This window comes from Mycobacterium bulgaricum, from assembly GCF_041287165.2.
In the GTDB taxonomy this organism is placed as follows: Bacteria; Actinomycetota; Actinomycetes; order Mycobacteriales; family Mycobacteriaceae; genus Mycobacterium; species Mycobacterium bulgaricum.
The window spans coordinates 17,157-33,332 of sequence record NZ_JBGGKV020000011.1 but is presented as its reverse complement, the minus strand read 5'-3'; the positions used below and the strand labels follow the sequence as shown (position 1 = coordinate 33,332).

12 protein-coding genes and 3 pseudogenes are annotated in these 16,176 nt (G+C 64.4%); 4 read left to right on the top strand and 11 right to left on the bottom strand.

The annotated features are described in order from the left end of the window. Positions 1–55: 55 nt before the first annotated feature. The 3 genes from ACAG24_RS23625 to ACAG24_RS23615 all read right to left on the bottom strand — a co-directional run bounded on the left by ACAG24_RS23625 (position 56) and on the right by ACAG24_RS23615 (position 3,187). Positions 56–751: a hypothetical protein gene (locus ACAG24_RS23625; RefSeq protein ID WP_370475026.1), complete on the bottom strand. Its 696-nt coding sequence runs from the start codon at positions 749–751 to the stop codon at positions 56–58. After that, positions 748–1,680 carry a ParA family protein gene (locus ACAG24_RS23620; protein ID WP_370475025.1) on the bottom strand — a complete coding sequence of 311 codons (933 nt, stop codon included), beginning with the start codon at positions 1,678–1,680 and terminating at the stop codon, positions 748–750. Before ACAG24_RS23620 ends, ACAG24_RS23625 begins: the two co-directional genes overlap by 4 nt. 733 nt (positions 1,681–2,413) lie before the next feature. Next, on the bottom strand, positions 2,414–3,187 hold the full coding sequence (locus ACAG24_RS23615) for a hypothetical protein (protein WP_370475024.1): 774 nt from the start codon (positions 3,185–3,187) through the stop codon (positions 2,414–2,416). Between the two features lie 489 nt (positions 3,188–3,676). On the opposite strand from ACAG24_RS23615, the gene ACAG24_RS23610 reads away from it, so the two are divergent. Then, positions 3,677–4,390, top strand: a complete 714-nt coding sequence (locus ACAG24_RS23610) for a nucleotide-binding protein (protein WP_370475023.1) — start codon at positions 3,677–3,679, stop codon at positions 4,388–4,390. Continuing rightward, the gene (locus ACAG24_RS23605; RefSeq protein WP_370475022.1) at positions 4,390–5,235 is read left to right on the top strand and encodes a ParB/RepB/Spo0J family partition protein; all 846 of its coding nucleotides are present in this window, start codon (positions 4,390–4,392) and stop codon (positions 5,233–5,235) included. Before ACAG24_RS23610 ends, ACAG24_RS23605 begins: the two co-directional genes overlap by 1 nt. Positions 5,236–5,237: 2 nt before the next feature. Here the strand turns inward: ACAG24_RS23605 and ACAG24_RS23600 are convergent, their stop codons facing one another. From ACAG24_RS23600 to ACAG24_RS23575, 6 genes and pseudogenes are all read right to left on the bottom strand, one after another. Beyond that, positions 5,238–5,678: a hypothetical protein gene (locus tag ACAG24_RS23600; protein WP_370475021.1), complete on the bottom strand. Its 441-nt coding sequence runs from the start codon at positions 5,676–5,678 to the stop codon at positions 5,238–5,240. Positions 5,679–6,853: 1,175 nt separating this feature from the next. Beyond that, a pseudogene (locus ACAG24_RS23595) lies at positions 6,854–7,123 on the bottom strand (DUF2637 domain-containing protein); the annotation flags it as partial. Positions 7,124–7,468: 345 nt separating this feature from the next. After that, a complete protein-coding gene (locus ACAG24_RS23590; protein ID WP_370475020.1) occupies positions 7,469–7,777 on the bottom strand; it encodes a hypothetical protein in 309 nt (102 codons plus the stop codon). A gap of 1,253 nt (positions 7,778–9,030) precedes the next feature. Then, positions 9,031–9,420 (bottom strand): type II toxin-antitoxin system VapC family toxin, encoded by a 390-nt coding sequence (locus tag ACAG24_RS23585; protein ID WP_370475114.1) that lies wholly within the window; start codon positions 9,418–9,420, stop codon positions 9,031–9,033. Beyond that, positions 9,417–9,662: a type II toxin-antitoxin system Phd/YefM family antitoxin gene (locus ACAG24_RS23580; protein WP_370475019.1), complete on the bottom strand. Its 246-nt coding sequence runs from the start codon at positions 9,660–9,662 to the stop codon at positions 9,417–9,419. The genes ACAG24_RS23585 and ACAG24_RS23580 overlap by 4 nt, the downstream gene beginning before the upstream one ends. Before the next feature lie 718 nt (positions 9,663–10,380). Beyond that, positions 10,381–10,551 (bottom strand): annotated as a pseudogene (locus tag ACAG24_RS23575) (aldehyde dehydrogenase family protein); the annotation flags it as partial. A 1,255-nt stretch (positions 10,552–11,806) separates the two neighbouring features. Between ACAG24_RS23575 and ACAG24_RS23570 the strand changes: the two are divergent. Then, positions 11,807–13,378, top strand: a complete 1,572-nt coding sequence (locus ACAG24_RS23570; protein WP_374150798.1) for a class I adenylate-forming enzyme family protein — start codon at positions 11,807–11,809, stop codon at positions 13,376–13,378. 121 nt (positions 13,379–13,499) lie between these two features. Then, a pseudogene (locus ACAG24_RS23565) lies at positions 13,500–14,247 on the top strand (tyrosine-protein phosphatase); the annotation flags it as partial. Positions 14,248–14,371: 124 nt separating this feature from the next. Here ACAG24_RS23565 and ACAG24_RS23560 read toward each other — a convergent pair. Both ACAG24_RS23560 and ACAG24_RS23555 read right to left on the bottom strand, forming a co-directional pair. Then, positions 14,372–15,007, bottom strand: a complete 636-nt coding sequence (locus ACAG24_RS23560) for a PaaI family thioesterase (protein ID WP_370475017.1) — start codon at positions 15,005–15,007, stop codon at positions 14,372–14,374. Next, a complete protein-coding gene (locus tag ACAG24_RS23555) occupies positions 15,004–16,176 on the bottom strand; it encodes an Rv3169 family protein (RefSeq protein WP_370475016.1) in 1,173 nt (390 codons plus the stop codon). The genes ACAG24_RS23560 and ACAG24_RS23555 overlap by 4 nt, the downstream gene beginning before the upstream one ends.

Below are 16,176 nucleotides of genomic sequence, written 5' to 3'. Positions count from 1 at the left end.
ATGACGGCGGTCGCTCCCCGCCAAGATGAGCTGGGCGCCCACGGCCTAACCGCCGTCAAGCAGAGCCCGGGAGCAGGCCGAATTCATACCGCAAGGCTTGCTCGACCAGGGCGCTCCGCGTGCCGGCATTCCAAGCCTGCACCAGGTCGTCGAGCCGCAATGCATTCGTCGCGGTAACCCCCGCCAGCACGACGGTGCGCGGCGGCGTGGCATGCCGGCGGCGCCGTGGTACCGCGTTGGACGAGGGTCGCTCGAACAGCTGCCCCTCCCCCACCGTGAACTGCTGCTGTGCCCACGTGGTTGCCAGATCAGATGCGTGAGCTTCGATGGCGTCTAACACGATGGTGCCCATCGTTCGAGCCAGTCCTCGACGCACCTTCTTTTCTGCGATCTGCACTCGGTAGAGCTCGTCGTACACCTCCGAGGACAGCAGGACTTCCGGCGGGCGTGTTCTCTTGGTGGGCTCCCCGGAGGCAACGGTGCAGAGCTGACGCGGCGGATGCCGGTCAGCAAGGGTCGGTGTCGGCGCCTCTGACGGCGGCTGGACGACAGTTGCGGGTTCTTCGACGGCTGCCGCCCGCGGCGTCTGGCGGGGTGCAACGGGATTGGGAGCAGGTGGCGCGGAGACCGCTGGCTCCGCTGTCGTTGCCGCCTGACTGCCGATCTTCGGTGGCGGCCACAAGTCGTCCAGGTCGTCGTCCAGCGCTGTGGGATCGAAGACCGGCTTCGCCTTCTGCCGAGACGGGCTCATCCCACACGCTCCGCAACCGCAGCGCTCGACTCATAACTGACCAGTCGACCCACGATCTGGCGGACCAGCTCCTGGTAATCGGCCGCCAAGCCTGACGGATCACTCGACCAAATGGTCCGACCCGGACTCTGCTTGCCCCGCAGCTTCGCCAGCCGACTGCGCTGCTCATCGGCGGCGATAGCGACCAACTCGCCCGCAGTCCGGTGCAATGTCCGCATGTCGACCGCGGCCGCCGGCGCTGATCGGATGGTGATGTCGAACGGCGTCGTGCCACTGCCCTCGAGCATCTCGTTGACTTGCGCGAAGATCTCCTCATTGCGTTTGGTTGCACGCGGGTTGACGGCAAAAAGTAGCACCCCCAGCAGCTGGATCGATGCCCCCCGCTTCCGGGCACGCCAGAACCGTTTGGCCAGGCGCTCCACGCCGCCCAAGCTGGCCTGGTCGTCGCGGGTCGGGATGAGCAGGTAGTTGGCCACCGACAGATAGGTGTCCAGCAGCGGCACATCACCGGGGCCGGAGTCGATCACCACCAGGTCGTATCCCTCAACCTCGCACAGCGCCGTCAGTTGGCGTCCCAGATTGGCGGCCATGTCGATGCCGTTCTCCGCCATCAAGTGGGCGGCGGCACCGACCAAGGCGAGCTGCGGTCCGCCGGCAATGACATCGAGATTGGGACGCACGTCGCGCACCGGGACCAGCGGAACGCCGTACTGCAGCGTCTGCCCCAGTGACTGCCCGTTGTCCCCCGTCACCCCGAGGTCCTCCACAGTGACATTGGCCTGTGGATCACCATCGACCACGAGTACACGGCGACCGCGCTTTCCCGCCGCCGCGATCATCTCGGCCACGGCGGCGACCGTGGTCGACTTGCCCACGCCGCCCTTCTGGTTGGCTACGAGGATCGCCCGAGCCGCTCCCGTCATCGTCATAGTCGGCACGGTATGACCATCCCCGCGGATAGCCGTGCCGCGACACGACCGTGTCACCGAACTGTTACCAGTGTGACTAGTGGGACGGGTGATCACTGGTGTGATCGCTCGGCCCAGCGAGCGTCAATTATTACGTGCGTTGTGCTGAGTACACGTGCGGTCATCCGAATAGTCAAACGGCCGACCGCGCGCCACGGCACGCGGACGTGTTGGCGACCGCTGCAACGTACGGACGTCAAATAGGACAGCCTGGTGCTTAGTTGGACGTTGCGACGCGTCGGCGATCGTCCCATATGACGCCGGTTCCGACGACCTAATGTCGTGCGGTTCGACGCCCGTTGTCCGTACGTCCATACGGACGTTGGTAAAACGGGTCATAACCCGGTGTTCTCCCGGAGTTTGACCGCTTCGTGACGCGTAGGTTGTCCGGCAGGCCGCCGTGCACTCGCCAGCGGTTTGACCGGCTGACACCTGGCAAGCATCAGTACAGATGCTCGTCGTTCATCCGTATTTGGCTGGTCAACGAGCTTCTTGACCGGTCGATTCCCAGGTTGTGCAGAGAGTCGAATCAGGTCGCCAGCTCTGCAGGCAGTCTCGCCTCTTGCCACTCCGAGGCACTTGGCGACCGAGACTGCGGCGCGGCCGAGTGGGGGAGGGGCAGCTGCGTCTGCAGTGGGCCGAGCCGCTCGCCGTGTCCACAGATTTCGCGACAGCTTCCGACAACGCGTCGGTGTTAGCCGGTCGCCCGTGTCGCGCCGTCGTTGCTTCCGAGCGCGGCGAAACTGCTGCGCAGCGCGTCGGCCTGGTTGAGCACGGTGTGCACGCGATGGGGCCGGGAACTGTCGAGTGTGACGATCGATTGGGCGGTGCGCAGTTCCGCGGCGGCCAGGCCGAGCAGCGCCATGGTCGCCGGCACGAGGTGCTGATCGCGGGCGTCCAGATCGAGTTCGTTGATCCATTCACGCTCCTCATCAGAGAGCGCGTACCAATCGGCGTATCGCACGAGGTCGGCGGTGACGTCGAGCAGTTGGTGGCGGTGTTGCTCGAGCCAGGCGTTCTCGCCGGCGCGGCGTTGCAACGCGGTCCTGGCAGCCTGACGGGCGGCTCGGGACAACTTCTCGTCGGGCCGGTCGAACTGCAGCAGCGCCTCGAGCCGGTCGATCCGGTCCAGCACTCCTTGCTTACCGACGCCGACCTGGGCGCCGAGTTGGGACAGAAAAAGTCCTCGCTCGCGTCCCGCCTTGAGGAAGTGCAGTTCGCGGCGGCGGTCCTCCCACCAGAGCCAGTTGTTGAGCGTGAGGGCATCGCAGACGTCGGCTTGCAACACCCATCGGGGGATGTCGGGGCCACTGTATTTCTGCAGGTAATCCAATACTTCGCGGGGATCGGAGTCCTCCGCGTCGGGCAAGAGTTCGCGATGTTTGTCGTCGACCTTGGAGCGCCGGCGGGCGATCACTGTGATGGCGCGCGATGCTTCAACCCGATGCACCAGCGGCCTAGTCGCCATGTCGTCAGTATTTCACTGACACATAAGCTTCCGCGTCGCAGACAGCGACCGTGTCGTCGGGTCGGCAGCTTCCGGTGACCGATCGCCCGTCCAGGGTATCGTGTAATCGCCGCTCCGAACGCCGCCTCTGGCTATCCGGTGGGTCCGCTGGCCAACCTGCGGACGGTGGCGGGCAATGGTCTCAGCCTAACTAGTCGGCCGCCCCAGCAATGTCACGTGACGAAAAACTGCCGTTATGTCTATCCGTTTGCTCGCCGCCAGTGAAGAACCCTCGCAGTGCGGAGAAGACAGAATTAACCGCGGTTAAGCGATTGACGTCGCGCGGCGGGTATGGCGCAGCCACTCGGGAGGATTCGCTTAACCGCGGTTAAGCGAACGTTGGCTGCATGCCCGCGTGTCGGGCCGCGCCACGACGCGCTGGACCGTAAGGTGAGTCCGTCTGATCCGAAGTACTCCGCCGTGCGGGGGAAGCATACGGAAGGGCCTTCAATGGCTATTCATGTCGTCCTGAACCAAAAAGGCGGCGTCGGCAAGAGCACCATCTCGGTCAACCTCGCCGCCGTCACCGCCGATGTCCTCAACCGCGGCGACGATCCCGAAGCGAGCTCGCCGGTGCTCGCGCTGTCGGTCGATCCGCAGGGCTCGGCCGTGTGGTGGGCGTCGCGGATGAACGATCTGCCGTTCCACATCGCCCAGGCCCACGACGACCTTGAGGGGCTCGCCAAGCTAAAAAACTTGCCGGGCATCCAACACGTCTACGTCGACACCCCGGGCTGGATCGACCTCGACGGGGACGCTGATGGGGGAGACCCTTTGGGGCGGGGTCCCGCCGCCGACGTCCTGCGCGCGGTCCTCGACCTTGCCGACCAAGTCATTGTTCCGATCGAACCGGAGCCGCTCAGCTTCGACCCGACCGCCCGCACCATCGGCAAGGTCATACAGCCCAGAGGGTTGCGCTACCTCGTGGTCATCAACAACTGGGATCCTCGCGACGGCACATTCGATTTGAACCAGACGAAAGACTTCGTCAAAGCCAACGGCTGGCCACTGGCTAATACCGTGATTCGACATTACAAGTTGCACGTGCGCGCGAGCGCAGAAGGACAGGTTGTCACCGAATATCCCGCGAACCGGGTCGCCCTGCAGGCGCGTGAAGACTTCTATAAGTTTGCGCTTGAGCTCAACGTCGGAGCGGCGCGCTGATGGCCCGCGGACAGCGGGTCAATCTCGCCGAGTTGCACAGCGCGGTCGGCGACAAGTCGCCGGTCGACCGCAGCCAACTCCAGCGTGATTCCGCCGCCGGTCGCACTGTCGCCTTGGACGAACTCACCGCCAACCCGCGCAATCCGCGCGATCAGATCGGGGATCTCGCCGACCTGGCCTCGATCGCAGATATGCAGCTCCAACCGGCAGTTGTCGTCACCCGCGAGGCCTACTTGAAGCTCTACCCTGACGACGCCGTGAGCACCCGCTACGTCGTGGTTAATGGGTGTCGGCGCCTCGCTGCGGCGCGCAAGTACGGGCGAAGTGACCTCGCGGTGATAGTCAACGATGCGGTCGCGCGTGACCGCGTCACACTGATCTCGGCGAGCATCGCCGAGAACGTGGACCGTAAAGACTTCGATGTCATCGAAGAGGCCCGGGCGGTCGAGGCGTTGGTCGCCGAATGCGGCCGCGCCGAGGATGCCGCCACACGCCTACGCAAGACCGGGGCGTGGGTTTCCCAGCGGCGAGCGCTACTCAAGCTCGAGCCCGAGCTGCAGACAGCATTGCGTCGCGGCGAGTTGGCGATCCGTGATGCACGGGATCTGGCGCGGGTGCCAAGAATTGAGCAGGTCGCGCGGTGGCGCGCCAGCATGGATCGAAACGACGACGCGGGGGAGGGGAGTGCCGACAAGAAGCGGCCACCCAGCCGGTCCCGCGTAATCTCAACCGCGATCGCGGAATTCAACGACAAGCCGGAGAACCTGGCGATCGCCCTGCGCACCTACCTAGGCGCCGACGGAGTCGACACGCTTCTGCAATTGTTGCGCCGGCCGACCAACTAGGTTCATGCGTCGGCCAGGTCGCCGAGGTGGCCGGGAGTCATGAACTGACCGAGCGCATCCAGGTAACGGCTCGCAACGGCGCGGTACCGATCGGCCAAATCGCTGCCTGCTTGACCGGCATCGAGAAGATCCTGCTGTGCGGCAATGAGTAGCCGGTTGGTTTCCTGCAGGGAGACGATTTGCGCCTGGAGGTCCTGCACTTGCCGAGCGTCGACTGCGAGTGCCGGCCCGGTGCCGGGGAGTGGGGGTAGCTCGCTGGTGTAGACGTACCAGCGCAGCCGCTCCGGACGTGGCATCGCGCCGCCGCGCACCTGTCCCGCGGTGATCGCCTTGATCAGTGTGCGCGGATCTTTGCCCAGGCGGGCGGCAGCCTCCTGCAACGGAACCACATCTCCCTGCGGTTCCGTCTCCACTCCTGGTGGGGGCTGCTTCGGCTGACTCATCTCACTTTCACTTCTCGACCCGATACGACTTTAGAAGCATTATGCTCCTAGTTAACGGCATTGGGAACGACACGAACAATTGCCTGAGGGTGCAGCGGCACTTTAGCGGCATGGATGTCGTAAACTAACGACATCGCCGCAACGCAGCGCTCGATACAACGGCAGACGAGCCCGGAAGGACCGGCCAATGAGTGTGAGTGAAAGCCGCCAGCTCAGTAAGGGTGTCTTTGTGCGCTTCTCGCCGGCTCAGCTTGAAACGCTTCGTGACCAGGCGGCATCGCTGGGAGTCAGCGTGCCGGAGCTACTGCGTGACCGCTCCTTGGGCGTCGAGCGCACCGCGTCTTAAAGCGGCCTCAAACTGGACGGTCCCGCTCGTCACGAGTTCCTGCCCCGCAACGCAGTGACGGAGTTCGAGGAAGTGTTTGCGAAGGCTAAGCCCTACCCCTCGGCTGCCTGACGCGAACCCGTAAGCAACTGGTGTACGCGCGCGATTCACCAGGACAGGTTGATCCCACGGGAAGTCCTCAGCCTGCCTGAGTCGATGAATCCACAAGTTGCTCAGCGGCGGACACTATTCGGGCCACCGTTGTGTGGTGAACCTCGTGGCGACGACCAATAGTGCTCGGCGGTGTGCCGACCTCGTTGTCAGCCAGTATCTCCGCGATCAGCGTCGGAGACTTCGAGGTAACCCCCTCCTGCACAAGCGATTCAGCGACAGGACGCCAACGCTCCACCGATCGGTTCACTGCAGCGCAAGTAGTTAACTCGGTCTCACCACGAGGTGCGGACTCGCTGACGAGCGGTGTAGAAACGGCACTGAGCACACGCTCACGGCCGGCTTGGGTGTCGTCAGCAGCACTCAGCTGACGCGGCGCCGACAGCGGGGCAGCGACATCCCCTGCGACCTGACTGCCGCACCCAGCGCTGTCACCACGATCAGGTTGTTCTCGCTGCTGGGCCGACATCGTCTCCGCTGCCCCCGTTGCGCCGCGTGGCTCATTCAAACCGGTTGCAGCACCAGGCATATCGTGCGTCGCACCGACGTCGGCGGGGTCCACTGCTGGTCGTCGCGGATCCGCACCAGGATCAACACTGCAAAAACGCCCACCACCTTTGAGTGAAAGCAGGCACAGGGTGGCGTGGGCTATCGCCACATCAATGATGGCTGGCCATACCCACGCCATCGACTCTCGGATCCCGAGAAGCGCAGCGAAGGAACGCAAAGCATCGAACGACAACGCGAATGACCCCAAGGTCAGAGCAGCCGTGAGCGCCAGCGAAACCCCGTACACCCAACCGGCCGAACGCACCCGAATGAGCCAGGTGGCCGAATGAGTCGCTGCGAGGAGAACCACGGGAGGCACCAGGGCTGCCGTAGCCGCCAGCCATCTCGTATCAGCCGGTGCGATCAAGACGGCGTGGCCGACGTTGCCACCCAACGACATAGCCGCCGCGAGCATCAACCATGATATAAAGAACGTCGCCGCTCGGCGATGCACGGCATCATCCACTGTCTCCAGTCGCGGGCTCACACGGAGACCTCTGCTGCGAACTCCACAATCAGACGTGCCTTCCGGCGAAATGGACGCGAGTCATGACTGCAGCCTAAAACCGCCAGCCGAAGCGTCAGTGCACAATCTTTTGGCCGCCCCGTCGTCCTTGCTGGCGACCATCCAAGCAGGCGAGTCTCTAGGAGCTCATCACCATCGTCGCGACTGAAAAGAAAAGGGATGCAACACTTCAGCCACGAATGGCTCGCAGTTACCCAGGACAGGCAGGCCAATTGGCGCTCAGTCGGCAACCTGCGCGATGTGGTGTGCGTTGTCTTCGTCGCGCTGACCCATCACCGCCGCGTGATTCCACACCCGCGCCCCGATGTGATGGACCGCTGCATTGATTGAGCGGTCTCGCTCACCACAATGATCAATAAAGCTTCGCAGCGCTTCAGCTGCCGAACCAGGCCACAACGGTGCCGCGTCCTCCATCAAGCGTCCGTGGTGAGTGCCGTGAGCGGCACATTCGGCGCCGATATCATCCAAACAGTTCGCCAGATAGCGCAGCCGCGCCGGTGAGACCACCACCTTCTCGCCGTCGTCCACGCTGACCTTCTCTCAGTCCAGAGTCATCCCCGTCTAGGCTAAGCGCTGTACCGGAGCGCTTCATTCACAACTTTCAGCGGACGAAATGCCGGCTCACGCCAGTTGCATGCCGTGTTGCCCGCTTTGCCGGCAAGCTTCGCTTACCCCGCTATCGCGCGGGAGTGCATCACGGCTTGCCACGGATCACGTGGGTCCGGCGATACCAGGAGTCGCAGCACCGCCGTGACACCACGGGTTCTCCATCCGCCAGGACGTCGCGTTCTTCTTCAACCATGATTCGAGACCGGCGGAATAAAACCGACTGCCGGGTGACTGCCCCCCGGTGCCAGCACAAACGCCAAGCGCTGGGGGTGTCGGTGGTTCCAGTAACGGGTGGCCAATCGACCGGTGATGCGTCATGAGGTCGTCGCATCAAGATGGGAGGCGGTGTGGAGGATCTGTCGGCTGGGCGTAACGGTGCGGGCCCGGCGCCTGGTCTTGTTGTCAACCCGGTGGCGGGGGACAGGGGCAGCGCCGGGCTCAAAGGCACTGATAGATCGCATGTTTGACGAGAAGCGCGGCGCCGCGAAGCTCGGCCGAGCGCGGGCCAGCGGGCCGTCTTGGCACTGAGCCGGCTGGCATCGTCGACCGCGCTCTGTCGGGTGGTCGTCGGCTCGGCAGAGATAGGAGAGGAGGCGGCGCGTATCGTGGCTTGATCCGGTCGTGGTTCCAGCCCTGTCCCTGCAGAGGCCACATCATCTGGAGTTGTCGACAGTGCTGGTGCACCGTCTACGGCCCTCCAGTCAAACCAGGCTGCACACCGCTGCATGGTCCCGCTGAGAAGACGTGGTGAAGATCTCAGACCAGCGCTTTAATCTTGGCCCACGGGGAATCCAAAAAACTCGTGCCGTCGGATTCGGGAGTGTCGTCGACACATGCAGCGCAACGGGTGTCGGTCCTGGGAAGTGCAGTCCTCAACCCTTGAGGAGGTCGTTCAGCGGATACATCTCGCAGGCTGTACGGGTATCTGTGCCCGCGCCTTCGACGTAGCGTTGTGAGGCGACCATGGCTAGGACCAGCCGCCTCGGGGTTGGCTCACAAGGGGGATGCCGGATATCGGTGCAGTGACCACGGCTCGCTCGGGCGCATGCGCTCAAGACCGTGGCGAGCGTGCAGGGGACACCGAGAAGGATTGCGGCAACCCGAACACGCAGTGTCGCAAGCGGTTTCGCCTCATTGGTGGCGCTCATCGTCTCCTCCGTGAGCACGTGGCGTCAGGCTTTCAGCGTGGGAATCAGCGCGGCGGCGAGAATCTTCGCGTCGCGAGTGGCGAGGGTAAGGTTGCGACGCAGCGCCTGGGCAACGATCACGCGATCGAACGGATCACGGTGATCCCAGGGGAGCCGCCCGGCAACAATCGCGTCGTCGGAATCGATCGGCAGGTCGTCGACGCGCATCGTTTCTAGCTGGCTGGCCCAGGTTGACAGCAGCGTTGAGCCGTCAAGCCGGCCGAGCCGGGTCTTGATGGCGATCTCCCACGCGGACGCGGCACTCACCCACACCGTTGTCGAGGGGTCGGCGAGGTGCGCGAGCGCTCCGGGATCAACAGTGGTCGGCTCCCTCAACAGCCACAGCAGGGTGTGGGTGTCCAGCAGAATGTTCACGAGGACTCGTCGCCCTCCCAGCCTGTTAGCTCGGAATCTGGCAAAGGCTCGTCGAAGTCCTTCGGAATGGACAGACTCGGCATTTGACCGAACTGCCGCGGGGTCGGCGTCGCGGGCACCAGGCGTGCGACATCGCGACCGTGGTTGGTGATAATCACCGTCTTCCCGGTGCGCTCGACGTCGGCGAGCAGCGCGTTGAGCCGATTCTTGGCCTCGGTGCTGGAAACCTTCTCCACGGTCATACGGACCAGCGTACCCCCAGCACGCCTGTCGCGCTAGCGTTAATAGCGCGATTTGGGGGCCCCGGAATGTCGATGGCCGCAGCGACGATCGCCCGATGAGCGACGATGGCGCCGGGCTGCACGTTCGGCAGACCCCTAGCAAGCGGACAGGGGAGCGTCCGTGGGCGACCTCACATGCTGGTTCGCCTGCCCGGCCAGCCGGCCGCCGTCCGGGTGTACACCGACGACGAGCGCGACGAGGCCGCCCGCTATGCAGCCGAGGCCGGGAGCCGTTGTGCCTCTGCCGCTTTCGCCACCAACCGGGTACGACGCCGGCCCCTAACGGAACCTCGATCCCGGCAACGCTGTTCACTGGGGGACGCGGCAAAGTGTGAGTTCGCCCCACAGGCGCCGTCCATTCGTCCGTTTGCGGCGAGGTCGGGGGCCGGGCGCTGGGGCTTGGGCCGGGAGGCTTTGAATCTTCGCCCGATGCGGCAGGCGACGGCACCATCTGCGAATTAGGGAGGCGGAGCTGCGGGTGAGGCCGGTCGAGGGGGCGGTGCTGCAGGTAAGGCCTCTCGGGGGCGCCGCCGGGAGATTGTTGAGATAACCGTTGCGATCTTCCTCGCACTGATCGCAGTTTCCGGACCAATCGCGGCGGCGGTGATCGCCGATCGCGCCAGCAATCCGAACATTTGATGCGCCGTCGAACGCGCAGAGGCGCCAGTTCATCGTCGAATGTCTCGATGGTGACCAGCGGACCAAAGACCTCTTCGCAAGCGACGGTCATGTCCTTGGTGACGTCGGCGATCACCGTCGGTTCGACAAAGAAGCCCTCGACCAGGCGCCCGCCCAGGCGCGGTGACTTGCCGCCAGTAAGGATCTTTGCTCCCTGATCGTCGGCCGGCAAGAAAAGCTTCGCAGAGATGTATACGTTGCCGGCCAGTTCGGGAATTGCGCCATCGGCCGCGTTCTACACGAAGACGCCACCTAACAACTAGCGAGTGATTTCTTTTATGGCTCAGTCGGAAACGGCACTCGAGGTGCACGGCGGGATGCGCCTAACGTCTCCAATCGGGGACGCTGTAAGCGACCCAGACCGCGGAACACGCGTGCCTCTTCGTAGCGGCCCGCCAGGGGGCGCACCCCAAAGTTCACCGTGGCTGGGGAACCGTCTACAGAACACGTGTTCCCCAGCGGTCACTATCGACAGATTGACGACTTTGCCGCGTCGCATGACCGGAGAAGCTGTTTCACTTGGGCCTATAGGCACTGCGGAACTCCAGGATGAAGGTGTCGTCGGACCATCCGGGATCGCAAGTTGCCGGTCTGGGAAGTCTGTACCGATACCCCAACTGCTGTTGCGCTGGGCCAAACATCGACGTCGCTGGTCGCGCCTGGTCGGTCAGAACCTGCCTGAGAAGTGCATGGCTACAGACACCCAGCATCGTCAGAAGTCGCTTCGCGAAAAGCCTTGCGCTGAGGTGTCATCGCTGCGGTGCGGCAAAATTACATGCAGCCAGCGTTGGCCCACAGGATCGACAGCAGGCGTTGCAGTCGGTGCGTGCTTGTGGATCACCAGGCACCGACGCCCGGTAAGGCGACGACCAAACTCTCGGTTAAGTGATTGCTGCCAGACTCGCGGTAACCGACGCACTGACACCCGAACGCGCCGCCTAACTCCCGGAGGGGCCGCGCCGGCCGCGTCCACACCTTGGTCTTGGACCCGCCGGCCAGGAACCTGCCGGACCACTTTGCGGTCGAAGCCGGTGTGGCGAGCAATCGACGACAACCTCCCGCGACGTTTTCGCAGTGCGTGTAATTTCATGTCGTCCCTCCCGTGCGAGCCCGAGAAAGCGGGCCTGCTTGGCGCAGCTACTGGCGTCACGTCAGACACCTGGAGCATCGAGGGAGACCCGTCCCTCTCGGTGGAGCCACACCGTTGGAGATTTCGATGAGCGGCAGTACGGCATTGGATCGCGGTCAAAATTGCTGATTGACAGCCAGTCCGCACCCTCATTTATAGTTAAGGCCGTCTGTCGGAGACGTCCGTCTCGTTAGCGACCGTTATGAGAGATCAAGGGTGACTGATCTTGTCGGCCAGACCTCCTTTTGATGGTGAAGCCGTTCGTCCTTTAGCTGGCGTTCCGTTCGATGGCCGTGCGCTGATTAACGGTGTCGATGGGTGGACGCTGCGGCGCGACACCATCAGTGCAGCGCTGGCGACACTCGCGTCGGACAACCCGGAAGCCCCCGCGGTGATGTGGGCAACGGATCACAATTCCGACCAACTGACGTGGTCAGTTCTCTACGACAGGGCTCGACGCGCCGCCGCCACGCTCCTGAGGCTCAACCCGCACCGTTCACGAGTCGCGATCGTCGCGATGAACTCGGTCGACTGGATCGTCGCCATGTACGCGTGCGCGGTGGCGGGCATGCCGGTGGTTCCGATCAGCGCCTCGTGTACCGACGAAGAGGCGCGGTTCCAGATCGACTGTGCTCGTGTCGGTCTCATCGTTGCAGCTGAGCAGGCAGGGAATCACCAAGTGCTCGATCGCTTGAGCGAAGTCGCCGCGTCGATGGCTGCCAAACCGCTGGTTCAGGACATCGCCCAGCTGGACTCCGCAGACAGGGCCGAACCGGTTGCGCTCTCGCCTGAGGACGAGTTTTTGATCCAGTACACGTCAGGAACGACTGGACGGCCGAAGGCGGCCAGCATCTCCCACAGCGCTGCGCTGAACTGTGGGGCCGTGTTCGCTCGAGCTGTCGGATTCTCCCGTGGTGACCGGTTCCTCAACCCCCTTCCGCTGCACCATGTGGGTGGCTCTGTGACGGGTGTGGTCGCTGCGCTGGCCGTCGGTGGCGCCTACGTTCTGGTGGAGCGTTTCCGTCCGCAGGCGGTGGTCGATGCCCTACGCCAGACCTCTCCGACGCTGGCCGGTTTGGTCCCCACCATGATGATCGACCTGCTCACTGTGCCGGGGGTCGGACCCCAGGACTTCGCAAGTCTGCGAACCGCAATCGGCGGTGCGACAGCCGTGAACCCGGCTCTGATCGTCGACATGGAGCAAAAGCTCGGAATCACTGTCATCGGGGCGTACGGGCAAAGCGAAGGGCCCGCGATGATTGCGTCTTCGCTGGAAGATCCAATCGAGGTTCGTATGCAAACGCTCGGGCGATGTCTGGCGGGACGCGATTTCTGTATCCGCGACCGAAGTGGGGCGATCGTCCCTGTCGACACAGAAGGCGAACTCTGCGTGCGGGGCCCGCTCACCATGTCCGGGTACTTGCAGCCTGACGGACGGATCGATCCTGCGGTGGATGCGGACGGCTGGCGCGGCACCGGAGATCTCTGCACCATGGACGCCGACGGAGTGATCGCCTTCAAGGGGCGCATCCGGGAAGTCGTCATTCGTGGTGGCTTGAACGTCTATCCCGCCGAAGTCGAGCAGGCGGTCTCGAGCCATCAGGACCTGGCGGACATCGCCGTTTTCGGCGTTGCCGACCCGCGGCTCGGGGAACGGGTCGTCGCCGCGGTGATACCGACGCCGGGCCATACCGTGGATGTGACCGAACTGGCGCTGCTCGCCGAGCGTCGGCTGAGTTCGTACAAACGGCCGAGTGAGTGGGTAGTGGTCGCCCACTTCCCCAGGACCAGCACCGGAAAGGTGCGCAGGCATCTGCTGCGGGACTGGCACGAGCAGGGCACGCTGCACGTCGAGTGCGCGGCGCCGTGAACATGTGGCGCACCTGAGCGCAGTCGGGGCCGTCAGTTGACTTCGGCTCGCGCGGTAAAATCCGGCTGTTGAAGATAAATGATTTAGACGATAAGTTGGATGGGCCGCGACTGCCAGAGTCCGTGATGTCTCCGAGCAGACCGGGATCGCGCCGGGGAAGTTCCTCCGCGCCAGCGAGTTGTCGAAGCTCGACGACGACGTTCGTACCGCGCTGAGCGGGTACGGCGTCACCGATGTCGCGGACCTGAGGACGCTGCGTGAACTGGAACGGCACGGGCCGGGGCTGGTGCCGGCGGGCGTCGACATCCATCACCTGCCGTTCGTCGAGACCACCGCGTCCGACGACGAGGCGCCGCACGAGCACGCGTTCCAGCGGATGATGACCGACAAGCCCGATGGCATGTCGGTGGCCGACGCCGCCGCGCGCTACATGACCGAGGAGTGCGGCCGCGCCGCTGGCGCAGCGGGCGGTGCACCGGGTGGTGACGCCGCTCGGTTCAGGCCGCAGCGTCCTCGCGCACTGCTTCGCGGGCAAGGACCGCACGGGTTTTGCGATCGCGACGGTGCTGGAGGCCGCCGGTGTGGGCCGGGACGGCATAGTGGCTGACTATCTGCGCAGCAACTCCGCGGTTCCGCGACTGCGCCAGAGTTTCCTGGAGAGGGTGCGGCAGCAGGCACCCGGATCGCCGGGGGTGCTCGAGCTCGCCGAGGCGCAACTCACCGATTCGGTGCTGGGCGTGCGGGAGAGTTACCTGGAGACGGCGTGGCGCACGGCCGATGACGAATTCGGTTCTCTGCGGGGGTATCTCGGAGCGGCCGGTCTGACCGACGCCGACATCGACCGGTTGCGCACCGCCCTGCACGGCTAGCTGCGTGACGCCGTGGCGCTGCAGCGCGCCGAATTCCGCCACAACGGCCCGCAAGTCATGACGGTTTCGAGAAGCGTTGGCTTGACTGGAATCGGCAGAACATGCCGCGGTGAGCGCAGTCTGTTCAGGTGTTGTCGCAGTAGACCGACTGGTCTCTTTGGCCCGAAGCGCGGTGTACGCCCACCGCTGACGCGGTGACCGCACCCTCGTGCCGGATCTCGGCAGAGGTGAGGTAGACGCCAGCCGTGATCCCAGCGGTTTGTGCCCACAGCTCGAGAGGCTCATGAAGCGGCGTGCGGCGCCGGTAGCTGACGGTCAACGTCTGGGTGTATCCGATGCCTCCGCAAGCGAGTACCGAAAGGCTGGTGATCTCGTCGAGTAATGCGGCCACCACTCCGCCATGCGCCGCTCCGATGGGTCCGGCATGCAATGCGCCGAGTGTGACCTGCCCACGCACCTGCTCGTTCTCAGACCATATTCGGCTCACCCCCGCAACCGGATTCAGGTGGCCGAGGATGGGGCTGTAGGGGACGGTGGTGCGCAGGTCGGTCTCATCCCACTGCAATCTCCCGTTGCCGGGCGGGGCGAGTTGCTCGACAGCGTAGGGGCCTGGCCAGGCGTAGCGATCCAACGCCGCCGTGGCTTGGGCGACCAGTGCGGTCACCTTCTCGAGGACCTCGGGCGGGGGCACCGACGCCGTCCGGGTGACGTTCGCAAGCGCACTCACCGCCTGCACGAGTACGACCAGACCGTCGCTCATCCGATCATGTCCTCGGTGATGCCGTACCTCGGCAGGGCGCCGATGGCCCAGGGCTCCATCACGCCGTATCCGAGTTCGTCGCCGCATCGGCACTCGACGGGAATCTCTTCGCATCCGTAGAGCTCGTCGAGGGTCGGTTTGTCGGTGAGGTCGAGGACCTCGCCTGCGGCGTCGAGTGGTCCCCGATAGCCACCCTGCCACCAGCCGCGGTACCCGAAGTACCCGCCGCCACGGAAGTAGTAGACGAGATCCCGCCAACCACAGTGGATCTCGCGGCTAGTGCCGTCCTCGAGCGCGACATGCGCCTGAAGGGACCGGGCGCGGCGCGAGTTCGGCCAAAAATCGAAGTCGAGTTCCAGCTCGGTGATCCGCAATCTCGGCCGCGCATCATCGGCGAAGACGACGAAGCCTTCCGACACTCCGGTGCTCGAAGCCACCGGTCGCCCATCAGGCCCCTGCGTGAACGTCGATGAGAGTGCCCACGTGCCGAAGTTGAAGTTGAGGTAACCGTGCAGCACTCCTTCTGGCCGGCCGGGCGCGGGCCGCAGACCGGCTTCTGGCGTGCCGGTGGGGTCGCTGAACCAGAAGGCGCCGGGCAGCGGGATGCCCGTCATGGCGCGAATTCCCCAGGATCGATCCTTGTATGCGTAGCTCCGTTCGGGATCGAGCCGATAGGTCCGGCCCTCGACCGTCACTTCGCCGCTGGCTCGGCCGGGCTGAAAATACCGAATGGTGTGGTTGCCGGTGATACCCCGGTCCCGCCGAATGCCCGGCCGTCCGACGATGGGGGCGAAGTTGCTTTCGAACGTCACGTCGAAACTGACGTCGAGTTCGTTGGGCATCAAGGCGACCCGGTTGATCGTTGGTGGCTTCACGACGTCCCACACCACGGGCCCGACGGTGGTGACGTCGATATCGGGCCGCAGTTCCCGGGACGCGCGGACATTCCATTGCCGGCCGGGAACCGCGACGCCGGCGAAGGCGTCCATCACATCGCGGTTGGTGTACTTGCCGATTCCGACCGCGATGAGAACCTGGCCCGAGGTGTCATAGGCCACCACATAGCCCTTTTCGGTCCAGTTCCGGTCGGTGGTTGTCACTTGTTCGAAACTGGCGACCGTCTGGTGGTGCAGATATTCATCGGCAGCCGTCAACACGACTTCGTCCAT

Coding starts and splice junctions, on each gene's coding strand:
- ACAG24_RS23625 (WP_370475026.1), bottom strand. CDS start 751: ATGAGCCCGTCTCGGCAGAAGGCGAAGCCGGTCTTCGATCCCACAGCG.
- ACAG24_RS23620 (WP_370475025.1), bottom strand. CDS start 1,680: ATGACGATGACGGGAGCGGCTCGGGCGATCCTCGTAGCCAACCAGAAG.
- ACAG24_RS23615 (WP_370475024.1), bottom strand. CDS start 3,187: ATGGCGACTAGGCCGCTGGTGCATCGGGTTGAAGCATCGCGCGCCATC.
- ACAG24_RS23610 (WP_370475023.1), top strand. CDS start 3,677: ATGGCTATTCATGTCGTCCTGAACCAAAAAGGCGGCGTCGGCAAGAGC.
- ACAG24_RS23605 (WP_370475022.1), top strand. CDS start 4,390: ATGGCCCGCGGACAGCGGGTCAATCTCGCCGAGTTGCACAGCGCGGTC.
- ACAG24_RS23600 (WP_370475021.1), bottom strand. CDS start 5,678: ATGAGTCAGCCGAAGCAGCCCCCACCAGGAGTGGAGACGGAACCGCAG.
- ACAG24_RS23580 (WP_370475019.1), bottom strand. CDS start 9,662: ATGACCGTGGAGAAGGTTTCCAGCACCGAGGCCAAGAATCGGCTCAAC.
- ACAG24_RS23560 (WP_370475017.1), bottom strand. CDS start 15,007: ATGAGCGACGGTCTGGTCGTACTCGTGCAGGCGGTGAGTGCGCTTGCG.
- ACAG24_RS23555 (WP_370475016.1), bottom strand. CDS start 16,176: ATGGACGAAGTCGTGTTGACGGCTGCCGATGAATATCTGCACCACCAG.